This window comes from Reichenbachiella sp. (assembly GCF_965223055.1).
Taxonomy (GTDB): Bacteria; Bacteroidota; Bacteroidia; order Cytophagales; family Cyclobacteriaceae; genus Reichenbachiella.
The window spans coordinates 578,811-596,808 of the sequence record NZ_CBDCVM010000012.1 but is presented as its reverse complement, the minus strand read 5'-3'; the positions used below and the strand labels follow the sequence as shown (position 1 = coordinate 596,808).

Below are 17,998 nucleotides of genomic sequence, written 5' to 3'. Positions count from 1 at the left end.
CCTTTTCTTCAGTTCCACATTCAAACCTTCATTACGATGACCCTGATCAAAACAAAATATAACAGACGATCTTTTCTAAAAGTATCTTCCGCGGCCAGCGGTGGTTTAGTACTTGGATTCAGCTGGTTGGCATCCTGTACCCCAACCTCCAACCAACTGAAAGACCTGCCCGAGGAATGGTTTGACATCAATGCCTTCCTAAAAATTGGTGATAATGGCATTGTTACGATCATGTCTCCTAATCCGGAAATAGGACAAAATGTAAAGACATCCATGCCCATGATCGTGGCTGAAGAATTGGATGTAGATTGGAATGATGTGGTAGTAGAGCAAGCCGGTTATGACAATCAAAAATATAAGAGACAGTTGGCCGGAGGCAGCCAATCCATCCGACAAGGCTGGCAGAGTCTGAGAATGGCAGGGGCCACTGCCAGGCGAATGCTTTTGGAAGCTGCGAGCAAAAAATGGAATGTGCCAGTTAGTGAATTGAAAACCGAAAACGGCATCATCAGTGATGGCTCGGGGCAAACCATTAGCTATGGTGCCATTGCTTCTTCGGCTGCCAACTTAACTGTACCTGAAGAAGTGGAGCTCAAAGACCCAAAGAGTTTTAAAATCATAGGTCAGCCCACCAAAAACGTGGACGGCCCAAAGCTGGTCAAGGGAGAGCCCCTCTTTGGACTGGACTATAAAAAAGAAGGCATGTTGATCGCTATGATGATTCATCCTCCAGCCTTTGGTATGAAACTAAAATCTATTGATGAAAACGAAGCACGATCTATGCCCGGCATCAAAGACATCTTTGCCATCAACTCGCTTCCAGAAGGTGTGGAGAAACAATGGTCTGATGTGAATGCCTTTCCGGAACTGGCCGTTGTAGTGGGAAATACTACCTGGGAAGTTTTGGCTGCAAAAAAGACGCTAAAAGTAGAATGGGAAAAAGTTTCTGAAGGCGAAAACACAGCCGATCACATTCAACAACTCTCGGATCTGGTGGATCAAGTAGAGAAAGGTGAAGATAAAAGAATTGATGGTAATCCAGATCAGGCTTTCAAAAATGCCAAGCAAGTGATAAGTCAAAAGTACGGGGCACCATTTCTTGCCCATAATACTATGGAGCCCATGAACTTCTTTGCTCATGTAACCAGTGAGAGAGCAGAACTGGTGGGACCTATTCAAACACCTGAATATTTACACAAGACTTTAGCAAGCGTATTAGGCATGACTGAAGACAAAATCTCGATCATGATGACGCGAATGGGTGGTGGATTTGGCAGAAGACTTTACGGAAACTTCGCTGTAGAAGCAGCTGTGATTTCACAAAAAGTGAATGCACCTGTAAAACTGATCTATACCAGAGAAGATGATATGACTCAGGGTACCTATCGCCCTGCCTATCAGGTCAAATATGAAGCTGCGCTGGATCAAGACAACCAGCTCACAGGATTTAAAGTACGAGGTGCCGGCGTAGAAGGAAGCCCGGTCTTTGACAATCGTTTTCCCGCCGGTGCAGTGGAAAATTATCAGGCCGAAGATCAGATTCTCAATTCAAATATATCCGTAGGAGCCTGGCGTGCTCCCATGTCAAATTTCATTGCCTTTGCCGAACAATCATTTTTGGATGAAGTAGCGGAAAAGGCTGGTAAAGACCCTATCGATTTTAGGTTAGAATTATTCGACAGAGCCATAAGCAACCCCGTAGGAGAAAATAACGACTATGACCCCAAGCGTTATGCTGGTGTATTGAAACTGGTCCGAGAAAAATCTAATTGGGGTCAGGATACTCCTGGCCTATACCGTGGTGTATCTTCCTACTACTGTCACAACTCCTATGTCGCACAAGTCGTCGATATCAAGATGGAAGGCAATCTGCCTAAAATACAAAAGGTTTGGTGTGCCATCGACTGCGGTATTGTTGTCAATCCTGAAGGTGCGAGAAACCAGGTGGAAGGCGGCATCATCGATGGTATCGGCCATGCCATGTACAGCCAAATGACTTTTACAGATGGTCGACCGGATCAGAGCAATTTCAATAAATACAAACTTATGCGGCATCAGGAAGCACCTCAGAAGATAGAAATTTTCTTTGTGCAAAATGGTATTGACCCCACGGGATTGGGTGAACCATCGCTACCTCCGATTGCAGCGGCATTGGCCAACGCTATTTATGCAGCAACTGGTAAACGTGTGCGACAACAGCCATTTATTGAAAATTTGGGTTAGTTCTAAAGATGATCTGTAATTATTGATTCAAATAATTATTACCTTTTCATCTAAGACTAGTAAAAGCTAACACTTGCAAATCCAGGAATCAGAGTTGGTTCGTCTATTGATTGCAAAAGACGAAAAGGGGTTTGAGTATTTGTATACCAATTACTCAGCGGCTCTGTATGGTGTCGTTTCAAGGATTGTGATCGATCAAGACATTGCAGACGAAGTACTCCAGGATGCCTTTCTAAAGATTTACCAAAAGATCAATTCCTTTGATCCGGCAAAAGGAAAACTATTCACCTGGATGCTCAATCTCTCTCGAAATCTCGCCATTGATAAGTTACGCTCGAAAGAAATGAGTCAGCGTCGCAAATCCGATCAGGTGGGTGATGCCGTATATAAACTGGATCGCGAAATTACACCTTCTCAAGAAGATCGCATTGGGGTTAGAGAGTTGTTGGGTCAGCTGGATGAAAATCAGAGACAGGTGATGGACTTAGTTTATTTTGGAGGATTCACTCAAGCCGAAGCAGCTGAAGAATTGAACCTCCCACTTGGTACAGTAAAAACCAGGGTGCGTTCGGCTTTGATTTATTTTAGGAAAACATTAGACGTCAGATGAATATCGAGGAATACATATCATCCGGTATTTTAGAGCTCTACGCACTTGGAGAACTCTCTGATTCTGAAAGATCAGCGGTCGAACAAATGTGTATGGCGAATGAAGAAGTCAGCGTAGAGCTGGCTAATATTGAATCTACTATGGGCGCGCTGGCTCAGTATTTGGCGACAGCGCCTCGCCCAGCGTTGAAAGATCAAATCAAATCACAATTAGATTTGAAAAAACCTGCTGCGAATGAAATTCAATTGCCTGTCGAAAAAACTGAAAAACCTCTTAGTCTAGCCATAGCAGCATCTATCACTATCGCTATTCTAACTTCAGGTCTGGCCTTCTACTTCTATGCTCAATGGCAATCTGCGGAAGATCAGTTGGCTGTGATGATTGCACAAAATCAGGAAGTGGCTGACAACTATCAATTTGTCAATCAAAGGTTAAAAAGTCTGGAATCAGAAGTCGAGATTTTAGGCAATCCGAACTTTGCCAAAGTAGCTATGAATGGCACCGAAAATTCACCAGAATCTTTAGCTACGGTATTCTGGGATAGCCAATCACAGGATGTCTACTTGAAAATTCAAAACCTTAAAAACCTGAGTCAAGATCAGCAATATCAACTTTGGGCCATAGTAGACGGCGTACCAGTAGATATAGGCGTATTCGACAATGGATCTGATTTGCTGAAAATGAAATCAGTGGCTTCTGCCGCCGCATTTGCTGTTACCATCGAGCCTCGAGGAGGTAGTAAAGATCCAAGTCTAGAGACTATGCAAGTAGTAGGCACTACCGAAGTTTAACTAAATATTGAACCGCACAAAGGCGAATAAAAACTTATCTCATTCATGTTCAAAACCGTTTTACTTTCCAGCATTTCGTTGATCCTGTCATTTCAATCTATCGCTCAACATGACTTTGATGACTTGTATAAATCAAATACTTCCTTCAAAGATTATATAGAATCGCACATGGATGAATATGATCTATTCAATAGTGATTCTCTTATTGACTTGAAAATCAAATCAGATTTCAAGGTATTGAATAGAAAAAAAGATACCTCCAAATATCAGAAAGCAATACTTGAATATAACTTTAATGATACCGTAACCATTCACAGGAAAATTGGCATTAAAGCCCGAGGAAATTTCAGAAGGGAAAATTGTTTTTACCCACCACTCAAATTAAACTTCCCAAAAAAGAAAGTGAAATTGGAAATGCTCAAACGTTTTGACAAAATGAAAATGGTGGGCAATTGTAAATCCGGAAGTATCTATGAACAGTATTTACTCTCTGAATATTATGTGTATAAAATGCTCAACGTGCTTACGGATTCTAGCTTTCGCGTCCGATTGATTCGAGTAAATTATTACAATACAGGTAAAAAAAGAGGTAATGCAGAATCTCAGCGATACGCTTTCCTAATAGAGCCTACAAAAGCCATGGCCGACCGGATCGGCCGTCACATCGATGATACTTCTACATTCCATTATGGTCAATACCCACCTGAAAACAGGCATATGATCACCATATTCGGTTACATGATCGGCAATACTGACTTTTCTATTTTGGCTCGTCACAACATGAAAACCACCATGCCAAACGAAAAATCCAATTACATTCTTCCGCTGGCGATTCCTTATGATTTTGACTATAGTGGGATAGTTGATCCACCATATGCAATTCCAGCGGATGTACTACCGATCGATGATATAACCCAACGCCTTTTTCGTGGGCCGTGTGAACCGTTTGAGGTATATCTCCCCACACTGGCTAAATTCCAATCCAAGAAAACTCAACTATACAACTTGATCAATGAATCGACGCTACTCGATAAAAAATCAAAGTATCGGATGATTAGCTATCTCGATTCATTTTATGAAATTATTGATGACGAAAGTCGTGTGAAAGCAGCGTTTGGAGTGAACTGCAAATAACCTTCTGGGTTGATTCTCAATAGAGGTTTATTTGATTTTAATGCCAACCATATCCTTTATTCGCCCTGTGACTAACCATCCTCCGAAACTTTCAGATACCGCCAGCAATAAGGTATTCTTTCCTTTTTTCAAATCGAGATAGACGCCATCAAACAACCCAATAGTCCCTAAATACCTATAGTCTCTGGACCGCCAAAAATTTGTGCCTTTGTAGATCGGCCTACCATTAAGAATGGTTACCACTCTATCACTGTATCCGAATTCGAAGTACTTCAATTGATCTTTGTCTGACTGAATGGTGACTCTCGCAAATACCGTTTCGCCGGGCTCCCCATTATACAAATTTTGAACTCTAGATATATTCGCTGCCGTACCTTCCTCCACTTTCACGAATCTCCCCCATTTTCTAGCTTCAATTACTGAGGACAGTTCAGCAGGGTCTTCCAATAGTTTTTCTTCAAACATATCAGAGATCTCCCATTGAGGTACTAAGCCTTCAATCGGCTCCCTCTTGATCGGATTGAAATTCTTGATCTCACTGACATTTGGATCCACTTTTACGTTGGCAATATGCAACCCGGTGACTCGTCCTCCCCTTAAAATAATACTCCCTGGCTCCACTGGCATAGTCAGTTCCCAAGACAAATTGGGTTCTTCTGCATAGTCGAGATACACTTGTGCTTGCTTTCCATTGACCACCAGTTTGACATGGGTCCAACCCTCATAATTATAGTCATAAGCAAAAGAATAACGCTCCCCAAACATCAACTGCCAAGGCGTAAGATTGTTGACCAATGGAGCTGCTTGATTGGCGTCTTCCAGACCTGACAAATGAAGTCTAAGAAAGAACTGCTCACCATTCCCACCATCAGTCATTCTAAAATAGACTCCTGGATAGCACCTTTCTTCTTTCAGGAAGATATCATATTCGATTGTGCCATTTAAAAAGTGAACATTCTTCAGGTTCATAGCGCCGATCAGGTAGACCGATTCCTTGCCTTTGAATTCTTCGATCACATATCCTCGGCCTTGAAAATCCCAATTATTTGTATCAATAGGAATGATCTCTTGGCCATAGAGTGAAGTCCATGGGAGCGTAGTAATGAGTAGTAAAAAGATTGTTTTTTTCATTGCTTTTTATTTTGGTTACTACAAACTAGAACCAAAATGGCAAAGTCAATGAGTCAACGCTGTTCAATTTGGTTCAATCCTATTCAGCGGTATTTCCTTTTCGCAATTGGATAGCAAATGCAGCCAAAGACATCAAGGCAGCCACGAGCCAGGCGTATTGAATGTATTGTTTCCCTGCCAGTGTATAGTCCCAAGAAATAGATCCAGCCACCACCACATTCATTAATAGTATCAACAGATTGATGATATGACGTCTATGACTTTTTCTTGTCCCTATGAGTATAGCGAAGTTACAAGCACCTGCTACGATCTGAATGGCTCCAAAAAACACCTTACCCTCTCCTAACAATCCTGCTCCTCCCAGGAAAAACAAAATTCCATTAACAATAAATACGATAGTTGAAAGTTTGTGCTTATTCATAGACTTAAAATGTTAAAGTAAAGTGCTCCATTCGAGCCATGGTAATTTAATCATTAACTAGTCTATTTCCTTTCCAAAATGCCCTTATAATGAGACCGATATCGATAGGCTAAAAACAGATTGGCCAGCATCACAAACCATGCGATAGCCAAACCCTCTGGAGCCATAAAAGTATGCACGCCTAGAATATTGACTGAAATCGGAAAAATAACCACTGTGGCCAATGGTACGAAGCGCCCCGTAAGGAAGGCCAGCCCACAAATCAGCTCCAATGTTTTCACCAATGGCATGAGGTATCCGGCAGCTAATATCCCTTCATTAAACACTTTCATATTGCCTGTCAATTCTGGTTCTGGCACCAGGTCGAGAAAATAAGTACCTGAAGCAAACACGAACAACAGGCCAAAAAGTATTCGAATGATAATAGTCGCAATCTTCATGATTAATAAGGTTTGTAATTAATTTTTATTGTTTTTATAAAACTGAACAATCAAATTGGCCAGCTCTTCGCCTTTTTCTTCCTGAATAAAGTGACTGGCATGCAAAATTTGATGTTCCTGGTTCTTGGTTCCGGGAATCAGTTTCTGGAATATTTTTTCAGCGCCCTTCATGATTCGGTCTTCATCACCGAAAATGGTAAGAAATGGTTTCTTCCATTGCATCAGTTTTTCCCAGGCCTGTTGGTTTTTTATTGCTTCCGGTTCATCCTCTTTTATCGGCACCAACGTTGGGAAAATTCTAGCTCCCGCCTTAAACTCTTCTGAAGGAAAAGGAGCATTATAAGCTGCAATTACTTCCTCAGAAAGGGGCTGGACTGTGCCCATGTCGAGTACCTTTCCAATATCAAACTCCGGCGAATGCTGTGAAAACTCCCGCCACTGAATGAAACTATCTGGCATTGGTAGGTTTCCAGTAGGTAGCGCTGTATTCGATGCCACCACCCGTGAGAACCGCTCTCCAATTTCTGTAATTAATCGCAAGCCTGTTAAACCACCCCAATCCTGACAAAAAAGCGTAATCTCATTCAAGTCCAATTTCTCAATAAATACAGTAAGCCAGTCTAGATGATTTTGATAACTATACGATTCTTTATCTACCCATTTATCGGATTTTCCAAAACCAATTAAGTCTGGTGCAATTGCTCTGAAATTGTTTTCAACCAATCCAGGAATCATTTTTCTATAGAGATAAGACCAGCTGGGTTCGCCATGCAGCATCAATACCACCGGGCCGTCTTTTGGCCCTTCGTCCAAATAGTGCATCTGAAGACCTTTTTCTACTTCTAAATAATTAGCTTCAAATGGATAACCAACAAGATTAGCAAATCGGTCTTCTGGTGTTCTTACTATTTTATTCATACGGAATGTAATGGAAATGTCTTAAGTAATTTACAACTTTCAGACCCTAAGCACAAAACCAATAAAACCTAACTATCCATGTCTGTTTGATCTCTTCCACTCGAATGTGACCAACGCAAAAATCACAATCAGTTCGGCAACGAAATAGGATACTCCAAGGGCAGTAAGCGCATCATAATGACTGTTGACTAAAATGATAGTATATATGCAATAGCAAAAATTGGCCAGAGCAATTGCTCTTAGAAATGGTCGCCAATTATCTGGTTTTCGCCAGAAGCAAAGGAATGAGTACATAGCAAAAACACAGGCCGCAATAGCTAATTTGTGAAGGACTGGCGAAGGCATGCCAATCATCGATTCTAATGTCGTCAGCACAAGGCCCAACATAGCGGCGGATACTACAGCCCCACAAGCATCCAGTAAAAATACGTTCTTAGGGTTCAGGTCCAGGTTAAGTTTCATGGTTTAGTTCTTTTCAAAAATGATGTATTCAAATATACATCACTCTGAAAAACAAGCTAGCGTCTGCGACCCGAATAGGTCATCGCTTCTCCTTTGCCAAACCCATAGCTAAAACCTACCGTGATGAACCGACCACGTAGTGAATGATCATACAGATTGAATTCAGGTTGGTTGACGAAGCTCTCTCTAATCCTCGAAGCAAAAACATCTCGCACACTCATATTGATCACACCTTTACCATCCAGTATCTTCTTTCTGGCACCTAAGTTCAAAAATGCCATTTGAGACACATGGCCCTGCACTGTCTCGTAGGAGCCTCGGTAATTGCCCACTACTTCTATATCTAAATCGTGTGGGAGTTTCAATTTAGCCGTCCACTTAGTGGTCCATTGGTCCGTGGTAAAGTCAAAAATTTGTCCTTCCAATTCGCCATTCCTCACGAAATAGTTGTAATTGAAATCTCCATTGAAAGTCAACCATTTGAATGGTTCATACTGAGCGTTTATCTCTAACCCTGTGGCATTGTTCGTTCCTATGTTTTCCGGTCGGGTAACATTCACATTGTCTTTAAAATAGGATATGCGTTCAATTACTCCTGTAGTATATCTGTGATAGACAGCGGTACTCAACGATATTACATCTTGGTTGTACACCGCACCTATTTCATACGAATCTGTATATTCTGGCAATAAATCAGGGTTGCCTTGTCTTATATTGTAGTTATTACGAATGTTGAAAAATGGATTCAAGTCCCACAGCCTCGGGCGATAAATTCTTCTAGAGTAACCGCCCTGTACGGAAATGTTTTCTTTCACTTTGTACGAGGCATGCACCGTTGGGAAAAAATTGGTGTAATTCTGATGGTTCTTTTCACCTGTATTCTCCAATAGTGTATTCAATTCTGTATTCTCAACACGTAGACCAAGCTTCAAGCCCCAGTTCTTTCTTTCATAGGCCATCGTACCATAGACCCCTAATACATCTTGATTGTATTCGAAATTATTGGTTTGAGTGGTGTCTATGACATAAACTCCATTTTCCAAAATTCGTACGGCATAATCATTCCCGACATCGTTGAGTAAATATTGTCCTCCTGTTTCTAAGGAAAACCCATCTGAGAATGGTTTAGTGTAGTCCAACTTAAAAGTGTATTTACCCTCATCAAAATCAGTTTCTGTTTGTTGGATTGAATTTTGATTTTCACTACCTGAAGTAGTTTGGTCTAAAAAGTCGGATGACTGAGACTTACCAAAAAAGCTACCAGTAGCTGAAACCAATAGATCATGATCTTTATGGTCATCAAAATCCCGCTTATACTGCAAGTCAAATTGATACTTAGGATTGGTGGCATCTGTATCCTCTGACCTGTTCCATTGAGACACCACGTTTCCGGTGCTATCTACCTTTGAAAAATCTGTACTTGAAGGTTGATCTTCCAACTCCAGCGCATAGTTACCAGACAAAGTGATTACATTTCGGTCATTGATGTGGTAATCCGTACCTAATATGATATTGTAAAACTTCTCATTTCTATATTCTTCTCCTTCGGAGTAAATAGTAGTCCCTTTCACTAAGTCTTGATTGTAAGCTGTTTTATCTCGAGGCAACTCTCTATAACCCACACCAAACTGGGAAAACAAATTAAATTTTTGTGTTCTATGATTCAAGCTGAAACCAAGGCTATGGTTGTGCGGCACACCAGCGTTGAGAGATATAGAACCATTGGTTCCTTTTTTCTCTTCTTTTTTCAATACAATGTTTATGATACCAGAAGTACCCTCCGCTTCATATTTAGCCGACGGATTCGTAATGACCTCGACGCTTTCGATCATATCGGCAGTGATAGAACCTAAAGCATTGCCATCGTTACTGGCTGTAAGAATGGAAGGTTTGCCGTCAATGAGTATTTGTACACCAGCACTGCCACGCAAACTTACCTGCCCTTCAATATTCACATTCACTGAAGGAACATTGGTCAAAACATCCAATGCACTGGCTCCTGCAACGCTCAGGTCAGACCCGACATTAAACACTCTTTTGTCAATCCTAAATTCAGTTTGAGACTTTTCGCCCTTAACTACAATTTCCTCCAGCTGTTTACTATCGCTTTTAATAGCCACAGCGCCCAAATCCACTCGATTGTTGGTGATCTGAAAATCGCTAATTACTCTTTTTTCAAAACCAATAAAACTAATCTCAATTTCGAAATTCTTCTCAGTAGTATTCACCGCAAAGGCTCCCTCCAAGGAAGTAGTTGCACCAGTAATGGGTTTCTTGGTTTCAGGATTAATGATAGCCACCGTTGCAAATTCAACTGGTGCATTACTACCCTGTTCTACTACCTTACCTACAATTTGTATTCGCGTTTGCGCTTGAATCGTCAATGAAGTTAATGCCAGCAGCGCGATGAATAATGTTCGTATCATTAATTGAATCCTATAATTTGATGATACAAAACAGCTTCAAATTACCGAGAATGTACTATTCAATTCTTTGAACGACAGGACTTTTGGTATGAACGACAGATGCTATTAGTCAATTAGAGCTCGTATAGCTAGATGTCATAATCCGCCTTAAGTTTTTCTCTTACCTCTTTGAGTGAGGAGTGATGAGTTTTTTCTGTCACAGTAAATTTTCCGCTTTTGATTTCTCCTATTACTTCCATCACACATACCACTTCGTCATCCAATACAAAAGCAAAATTCTTTCCCGTGTAAATTTTGGACATGATAGCCAATTTTTTCTTGCCTTCCTCAGACATGAGGACAGAAAATTTTCTAATTCCAAGCAATTCGTTTTCTTCTATCGGGCCTACATCTACGAACTCCTCTACTCCGATGAGCGGGTTGTCTAAAACACAAACGGTCGTCTTGGTATTGGCTAATTTCAACTTGCTGTAATAACATCGCTCCTCTTCCACTTCCAAATAGAGACCGTCAGCGTTTTTTTGAGCAATAGTTGCTAAAGGTACATTAAATAAAAGCAGTAGACTAAGGTAAAATTTCATGATGTCATTGAAGAAATAAATCGTCTTAAACAGATTGGTTGTAGGCTTCCAGAATCCAACTTTTCAGTTCATCATCAATGTCCGAATCTTCTGAAATCATTACTCTGTGTGTACACATAGTACCAAAAGGTCCTGAATCACCTAGCCTTTCATTCGTCGGCTTATCTTTTAATTTAAAACCCAGATCTATCCTAGTCTTCGTGGCTGGTTTTATCAAAACAAATTGTCGTTTTCTGATAATACTCACACTACCCTTTTTGGGAGTTATAGTCACATCGCTGCCCAGTGTTTTAATGAATTTGATCAGTGCATCATACATGGGCACTAGATTTTCTTTGCCCTTGTATTGTACTTCCACTAAATCCTCAGCAGATTGATTGTCTTCTTTAGAAAGTGTAACAATAGTATTGGCAAACCCATGAGTAACACCATGCTCAGTTTTTAAGTACTTTACCGCCTCTCCATGCTTAGCAAAGTTTTTTTCTTTAAGTAGTTTTTTCCATGCTTCTAATGACTTGCCTGTCTTATCGGGCATATTGTCAATCATGGTTTTGAGCGCCTTATCCATCGATTTAGAAAATTGATTCTGTTTACTAAAATAATAGATTCAGAATAACTAATCGAGAAAATTGTTTTTGGCATCAGACCAAATTACGTTCACGACAATGCGCTTTAGAATTTAATCTTGACAAATGCTCTTAGAGAAAAAGGAGTACCTGGGGTGAAGTGGATTTCTTCTACAGATGCAGGTTCGTTTTGCAATCGTGATTCCGTGGCAAACTGAGTTTCGTTCCATTCTGTATTAAATAGGTTTTCTATGTTTACTCCAAAAGTGTAGTTTTTCATCTGGTAACCCATATTCATATCCACTACCAGGTACCCTGTGGCAACTATAGAATTATCTTCATTGGCCGGTCGATCAGCCATGTATCTATACCGTATTCCTCCATAAATACCTTGAGACCTAGCTACACCTAACCCACCTGAAGCTGTGAGGCTCGGTGCAAGTGGTATATAATTTTGTCCTTCTGCCTCCTCCACGCTGCGTGCATGCGTATAATTCAAATCTTGGTTGAAAAACAACCATGGTGTCAATTGATACCTGTAACTCAAATCCACACCATAACGTTTGGTTTCCCCTCCTCGCTCCACAATACCTGCATCTCCAACATACACCAGTTCTTCCTCCAAATCAAGTGACCAAAAAGCTACATTCAGAAAAGACTTCGTCGTAGGCTTCAAAATAAACCCTACATCGTAACCAAACGCTCTCGGCAAAATAAGGTCAGTCAGACCAGTGGTAATCGCCCTGGCATCGTTAGAATGAAATCCAAATCCACTCTTGAAATATAGCTGTAACTTGTTTGAATGATTGTATAGCACATTCATTTTTGGGCTAGCTATACCTTGAGAATCAAAATGTTGTATGCCAGTCAGACCATCGTCGTAGTTAAACTTAAAATAATCATAGCGAAGCATCGGGCTCAACAACCACTTGCCTAACTCAATATCCCATTGTACAAAGGCAGATATATTGGTCTCGTTGATGTTTCCGAATTGAAGCTGATCTAAGGTAGTGATTCTATTGGCTGTATGCGACAACTCCACATCTTTCACTACATCATTTCTTAGGCTACCTCCAATTTTTAATAAATTTTCGTATGACCCCATGTCAAAACTTTTGTTCCATTCGCTAGTGGCCATTAGGATTTGACGACTTTCTTTTTGCCTGATTTGATCTCCGTTGACTGGATCTTCCAAGAAGAAAGTGAAATTCGAATACAGCTCAAAATCATATACTCCATAGTACAGTTGGTTAGAAATAAAGGAGCGATCATCTATAGTTTTGACAAAATCCAATTTTACATTGGAGCGACTTGTGTTTCCACCTTCGGTATCATCTATGGCTCCAAATCTTGTGATCTGCCCTGAATCAACTGCTCTCTGAGGAATTTGACCTGAAGCCGTCCAACTACTGGTAAAGTGAGAAAACTGAATACCGATGCGGTCATCACCAATAAGAGCGTTGTACTTCCCCATTACATTGAATCGATTAAAATTCTGGGAACTCTCGAATGGTCCATCCGACAAACTGTATTCTGTAGCCAAATAGGCAGAATGTTTTTTCTCATCCAAAAGATTAAACAACCCAACGGTTCTGAAGGAATTGAATTGCCCCCCTTCCACTTGAATAGAACTAGCATCCAGACTGGATTTTGTACGAATATTGGCATATCCTGCTGTGGTGAAATTGCCTTTGCTTGCATCGTAGGGACCTTTACCCCAATGGATGTCCTGAATCAACTCCGGAATAAGAAAGTGTAGGTCAGAATATCCTTGTCCATGGGCATGAGAAACCATATTCACCGGCATACCATCCACAGACATATTGAAATCCGTCCCATGATCAATGTCAAAACCACGCAAGAATATCTGCTCAGCCTTACCTCCTCCGGCATGCTGTCCAATCATCAGTCCTGGAACGGATCGGAGGATTTGTTGAGAAGAAGTAACAGGTGCTGTGTTGAGGTCAATTTTGGTCAATGCTTGAATGGCATTCAAATCCGGTGTTACAGTAAGTTCACTCAGCTCTACTACTTGTTCAGTCAGCTCGATTTCAAACTTCGCATCAATATCTGACACTATCAATTGCAGTGTTTTAAACCCTACATAACTCACAGCAAGCGTATCTCCTACCTTGACAGATTCCAAATGAAACCTACCCAGTTCATCTGTATGGGCATGAGTTCCATCCGTTATATTGGAAATATAAGTTCCGGGTAATGGATAGTTTTGCTGATCGGTGACTACTCCTCCCATTTTTTGCCCAAAGGCCCAAAAATTCATACACACTAATACAAGTAGACAAATTGATCTCATGATCACTTTTATAATTTTATTTAAATTCCTTTTCAATCATTCAAACGGTAAGTGTCTATATATACCCTACCATATTTTCGAACTTCTTGCAAATTTATAGTCATCGAATCCTACCTCTCGCTATATTTACTCCAAAAAATATCTAACTATGGCTACAATTACTCTCAAAGGCAATCCAATCAATACCATCGGTAATTTGCCTTCAAACGGTTCTCAAGCACCAGACTTTGATCTGATCAAAAACGACCTTTCACATGTTTCATTGGCCGACTACAAAGGCTCAAAAGTAATTTTGAACATATTTCCCAGCATAGACACAGGGATTTGTGCCGCTTCTGTTCGAACATTTAATGAAAAAGCTGCGGGATTAGCCAATACAAAAATTCTATGCGTTTCTAGAGACCTGCCTTTCGCGCAAGCAAGATTTTGTGGAGCTGAAGGGATTGACAGTGTAGAAACAGTTTCGGATTTTGCCACAGGTCAATTTGGAAAAGACTATCAGGTGTCAATTGCTGATGGCCCAATGGCTCATTTACATTCGAGAGCAATCGTCATCCTGGATGAAAATCATCAAGTCATATATTCTGAGCAAGTACCTGAAATTGTTCAAGACCCCGATTTCGAAAAGGCATTGGCTGCATTATCATAAAAAGCAGCCATTAAAAGCCTTGGGCCAGCCATTGAGCTAAATAATTGATTCTTTTGAGTTGTGTAGATTATTTTACTCAGCTCATAAAGAAGCAATAAATGACAACAAAAGAAAACTTATACAATGGCCGCATCGTCTCCATTGATGCCTTTAGAGGGATTACCATTCTGGTGATGATTTTTGTGAATGAGCTGGCGGGTGTGTCCAATGTGCCTCAGTGGATGAAGCACATGCCGGCGGATGCAGATGCCATGACCTTCGTAGACCTGGTCTTTCCTGCCTTTCTATTTATAGTAGGTATGTCTGTGCCTTTTGCATTCAATGCTCGACTCTCCAAGGGCGACCAACCAATTGTGATTTGGAAGCATACGCTTAAGCGTTCGCTTGCTCTCATTGTTATGGGTCTGTTTATGGTAAATGCCGAATACGGCTACAATGAAGCTCAAATGCTCATATCTCCTGCACTTTGGGCATTTTTTGCTTACACACTTCCTATTCCAGTATGGAATAAATACAGCAAGGAATTTCCGACTCTATGGAAAAGTATACTTCAGTACGGCGGAATCCTGGGTTTTGTAGTCCTTTATTTTCTCTATATCCAAGACAATGGCCAGGTGGGTATGACTCAAAAATGGTGGGGTATTTTGGGCTTGATTGGTTGGGCCTATCTGTTTACTGTAGTATTCTACTGGTTCACTAATGGCAACTTAAAAGCGATGATCGCCTTTTTTATTGTCAGCATACTTGCCAACTGCCTCATACAGACCGATGGTCTGGCCATCAACGAATTGGGAGGGTTCAAATTCATAGGTGGTCACCTGATCCACGCCACTCTCGTTAGTGCAGGCGTCATTATTTCACTTCTTTTTTTTGACGGAAAAAAAGAAAGGAGCATCAACTGGGAAGTTATTGGATTTGGCTTGTTATTCTTTTTGGCTGGTTATTTACTTAGACCTTATTTCGAGGTATCGAAAATCAGAGGCACACCTTCGTGGACCTTATATTCGGCTGGGTTATGCACCTTTATTTATTATGGTTTTTATTGGCTGATGGAGACCAAAAAGAAAACCGAATGGAGTGATTTCTTTATGCCTGCCGCTGCCAACCCTCTATTGATCTATATCCTACCCGGCATTATCATCTATTTCAACCGTACAGTGGGACTCAGTATAATTCCTGATTATTTCAATAGTGGAATCCCAGGTATTCTCTATTGTACTGGATTCTCTATTCTGATGCTTTATCTGATGAAAGTATTTAACAAATTCAACATCCGCTTACATTTATAGTTTCATTTCATAAAGGAGTGATAAGAATTAATTGTTAGAAATAACAATGTAATAACATACAACCTACTTGGTTATATGTAACTTACTCAGAACAAATGGGAGTCTAAGCCCATTTATCATGCTTTTTAATGCCGCTGCCTTCGGGCAGGGGCATTTGTTTATCATATGAGAACATTATTATATAGTTGGAAATACTCCTTTAACTATCTCCACTATTCGGAGCAGATCATTTTCTGTTAAGCTGCTCCCAGAAGGCAAGCATAATCCTTTTTCGAACAATCGTTTCGACAAACCATCCCCATAATAAGGGTAGGATTCAAACACAGGTTGCAAGTGCATGGGCTTCCAAAATGGTCTGGCTTCTATATTTTGATCAGCTAACTTCTTTATGACCTGGTCAGCAGTAACTCCACCTGATTGATCTGGATCGATCAGCAGGGCCGTCAACCAATGATTAGAGAAATATTCTGCAGAGGGTTCAGTCAAGAATTGAACACCAGGCAAGGAATCTAATTGCATTTTATAAAATTGATTCACCGCTCTTCGCATTGATATACGCTGATCAATTACCTCCATTTGTCCCCTTCCAATACCTGCCAATACATTACTCAATCGATAGTTATAACCAATCTGGCTATGTTGATAGTGATGAGCTTCATCTCTGGCTTGTGTCGCCAGATGAATGGCTTGATCTATCCACTTCTTATTATTCGACACTAGCGCACCACCCCCTGAAGTAGTGATTATTTTATTTCCATTGAAAGAATAGACTCCTAAATCTCCAAAAGTACCAAGCATTTTACCATTGTATTTGCTACCAAAAGCTTCTGAAGCATCTTCGATAAGCGGAATATCAAACTTATTTGCAACTTCCTTTATTTTTTCGATTTTACCGGGCATACCATAGATATGAACAAATAGAATAGCCTTGGGCTTTTTGCCCTCATTTACTCTTTTTGAAATGGTTTCTTGAAGGAAGTCAGGAGACATATTCCAACTACCCGGTTCACTTTCGACCAATATCGGAGTAGCCTGCTGATAGATGATAGGATTGATAGTAGCTGCAAATGTAAAAGTTGAAGCTATGACTTCGTCCCCCTTTTCAATTCCCAAAAGAAGCAGGGCCAAATGAATAGCTGCCGTCCCTGAAGACAACGCAGCACAATATTTACTATCAGTATACTGACAAATCTCCCTTTCAAATTCATTTATGTTGGGCCCAACAGGTGCAATCCAATTGGAATCGAAAGCATCGTCGATGTATTTCCTCTCATCACCACTCATGTGCGGGGGTGACAGATATATTTTTTTGTTCATCTATTGAGTGGTTCCCTTAAACTTTTCCATTGTAATAAAACTGTCTGACGAGACACCTTCTCTCAAGACTACTTTTTTCACAGTCAACAACAGTATTCTTATATCTAACCAAAAACCGATATGATCCACGTACCACAAATCCAACTTAAATCGCTCTTCCCATTTGATAGTGTTTCGTCCATTCACCTGCGCCCAACCAGTTATGCCCGGCAACACCTCATGGCGTTTTTTCTGCTCTTCATTATACAGCGGTAGATATTCTGCTAATAAAGGCCTAGGGCCAACCAGACTCATTTCTCCTTTTATCACATTGAGCAACTGCGGAATTTCATCCAAAGATAGTTTTCTCAGCCAATGACCCAACCGTGTTATTCTCTGATCATCTGACCGTAATTCTCCATTTGCATCTTTGGTGTCATTCATTGTACGAAATTTAATCAATCGGAACATACTTCCATCTTTTCCAGGTCTGGCCTGAATAAAGAATGGAGATGAAAAATGCTCTGTCAATAACAATCCGATAATAAATAGACCAATAGGGAGCAATAAGACACACAAGATCATAGAAAAGACCTTGTCAAATAATGGTTTGATATAATAGCAATACAAATTCAATCCTTTCCCTAATTGAAGGGTGTAATTATTACTTACGAATTTAGCTACAATTGCCTTATTCATAAGCCCTTCAATCTAATTCAAAGGCATGAAAAGGGTTAGAGGACATCA

17 protein-coding genes are annotated in these 17,998 nt (G+C 40.5%); 6 read left to right on the top strand and 11 right to left on the bottom strand.

Features of this window, described 5'->3' with window-relative positions:
- The first annotated feature begins 36 nt into the window (after positions 1–36).
- The 4 genes from ACOQO5_RS17870 to ACOQO5_RS17855 all read left to right on the top strand — a co-directional run bounded on the left by ACOQO5_RS17870 (position 37) and on the right by ACOQO5_RS17855 (position 4,758).
- On the top strand, positions 37–2,223 hold the full coding sequence (locus tag ACOQO5_RS17870) for a molybdopterin cofactor-binding domain-containing protein (protein ID WP_420583052.1): 2,187 nt from the start codon (positions 37–39) through the stop codon (positions 2,221–2,223).
- A 73-nt stretch (positions 2,224–2,296) separates the two neighbouring features.
- Positions 2,297–2,833 carry an RNA polymerase sigma factor gene (locus ACOQO5_RS17865; RefSeq protein WP_420583051.1) on the top strand — a complete coding sequence of 179 codons (537 nt, stop codon included), beginning with the start codon at positions 2,297–2,299 and terminating at the stop codon, positions 2,831–2,833.
- On the top strand, positions 2,830–3,624 hold the full coding sequence (locus ACOQO5_RS17860; protein WP_420583050.1) for an anti-sigma factor: 795 nt from the start codon (positions 2,830–2,832) through the stop codon (positions 3,622–3,624). Before ACOQO5_RS17865 ends, ACOQO5_RS17860 begins: the two co-directional genes overlap by 4 nt.
- Positions 3,625–3,669: 45 nt before the next feature.
- Positions 3,670–4,758, top strand: coding sequence for a hypothetical protein (locus tag ACOQO5_RS17855; protein WP_420583049.1), 1,089 nt, complete (start codon positions 3,670–3,672; stop codon positions 4,756–4,758).
- Positions 4,759–4,785: 27 nt separating this feature from the next.
- On the opposite strand, the gene ACOQO5_RS17850 is transcribed toward ACOQO5_RS17855, so the two are convergent.
- The 9 genes from ACOQO5_RS17850 to ACOQO5_RS17810 form a co-directional block, all read right to left on the bottom strand.
- Positions 4,786–5,889, bottom strand: coding sequence for a hypothetical protein (locus ACOQO5_RS17850; protein ID WP_420583048.1), 1,104 nt, complete (start codon positions 5,887–5,889; stop codon positions 4,786–4,788).
- A gap of 79 nt (positions 5,890–5,968) precedes the next feature.
- Complete coding sequence (locus tag ACOQO5_RS17845; protein ID WP_420583047.1) at positions 5,969–6,310, bottom strand: hypothetical protein; 342 nt, start codon at positions 6,308–6,310, stop codon at positions 5,969–5,971.
- Between the two features lie 62 nt (positions 6,311–6,372).
- Positions 6,373–6,750: a hypothetical protein gene (locus ACOQO5_RS17840; protein ID WP_420583046.1), complete on the bottom strand. Its 378-nt coding sequence runs from the start codon at positions 6,748–6,750 to the stop codon at positions 6,373–6,375.
- A gap of 18 nt (positions 6,751–6,768) precedes the next feature.
- Positions 6,769–7,668: a haloalkane dehalogenase gene (locus tag ACOQO5_RS17835; protein ID WP_420583045.1), complete on the bottom strand. Its 900-nt coding sequence runs from the start codon at positions 7,666–7,668 to the stop codon at positions 6,769–6,771.
- A gap of 72 nt (positions 7,669–7,740) precedes the next feature.
- The gene (locus tag ACOQO5_RS17830) at positions 7,741–8,130 is read right to left on the bottom strand and encodes a hypothetical protein (protein WP_420583044.1); all 390 of its coding nucleotides are present in this window, start codon (positions 8,128–8,130) and stop codon (positions 7,741–7,743) included.
- A gap of 56 nt (positions 8,131–8,186) precedes the next feature.
- Entirely contained in the window at positions 8,187–10,556 is a 2,370-nt protein-coding gene (locus tag ACOQO5_RS17825) for a TonB-dependent receptor domain-containing protein (RefSeq protein WP_420583043.1), read from the bottom strand.
- Between the two features lie 128 nt (positions 10,557–10,684).
- A complete protein-coding gene (locus tag ACOQO5_RS17820; RefSeq protein ID WP_420583042.1) occupies positions 10,685–11,137 on the bottom strand; it encodes a hypothetical protein in 453 nt (150 codons plus the stop codon).
- Between the two features lie 25 nt (positions 11,138–11,162).
- On the bottom strand, positions 11,163–11,705 hold the full coding sequence (locus tag ACOQO5_RS17815) for a DUF4287 domain-containing protein (protein WP_420583041.1): 543 nt from the start codon (positions 11,703–11,705) through the stop codon (positions 11,163–11,165).
- Between the two features lie 104 nt (positions 11,706–11,809).
- Positions 11,810–13,984, bottom strand: a complete 2,175-nt coding sequence (locus ACOQO5_RS17810; RefSeq protein WP_420583040.1) for a TonB-dependent receptor — start codon at positions 13,982–13,984, stop codon at positions 11,810–11,812.
- Positions 13,985–14,165: 181 nt separating this feature from the next.
- Here ACOQO5_RS17810 and tpx point away from each other — a divergent pair, with 181 nt between their 5' ends.
- Positions 14,166–14,666 (top strand): thiol peroxidase, encoded by a 501-nt coding sequence (tpx, locus tag ACOQO5_RS17805; RefSeq protein ID WP_420583039.1) that lies wholly within the window; start codon positions 14,166–14,168, stop codon positions 14,664–14,666.
- A 98-nt stretch (positions 14,667–14,764) separates the two neighbouring features.
- The gene (locus ACOQO5_RS17800; RefSeq protein WP_420583038.1) at positions 14,765–15,955 is read left to right on the top strand and encodes a DUF5009 domain-containing protein; all 1,191 of its coding nucleotides are present in this window, start codon (positions 14,765–14,767) and stop codon (positions 15,953–15,955) included.
- A 177-nt stretch (positions 15,956–16,132) separates the two neighbouring features.
- Here ACOQO5_RS17800 and ACOQO5_RS17795 read toward each other — a convergent pair whose 3' ends face one another.
- A complete protein-coding gene (locus ACOQO5_RS17795; RefSeq protein ID WP_420583037.1) occupies positions 16,133–17,272 on the bottom strand; it encodes an aminotransferase class I/II-fold pyridoxal phosphate-dependent enzyme in 1,140 nt (379 codons plus the stop codon).
- A complete protein-coding gene (locus tag ACOQO5_RS17790) occupies positions 17,273–17,950 on the bottom strand; it encodes a sugar transferase (protein WP_420583036.1) in 678 nt (225 codons plus the stop codon).
- Between the last annotated feature and the right edge of the window lie 48 nt (positions 17,951–17,998).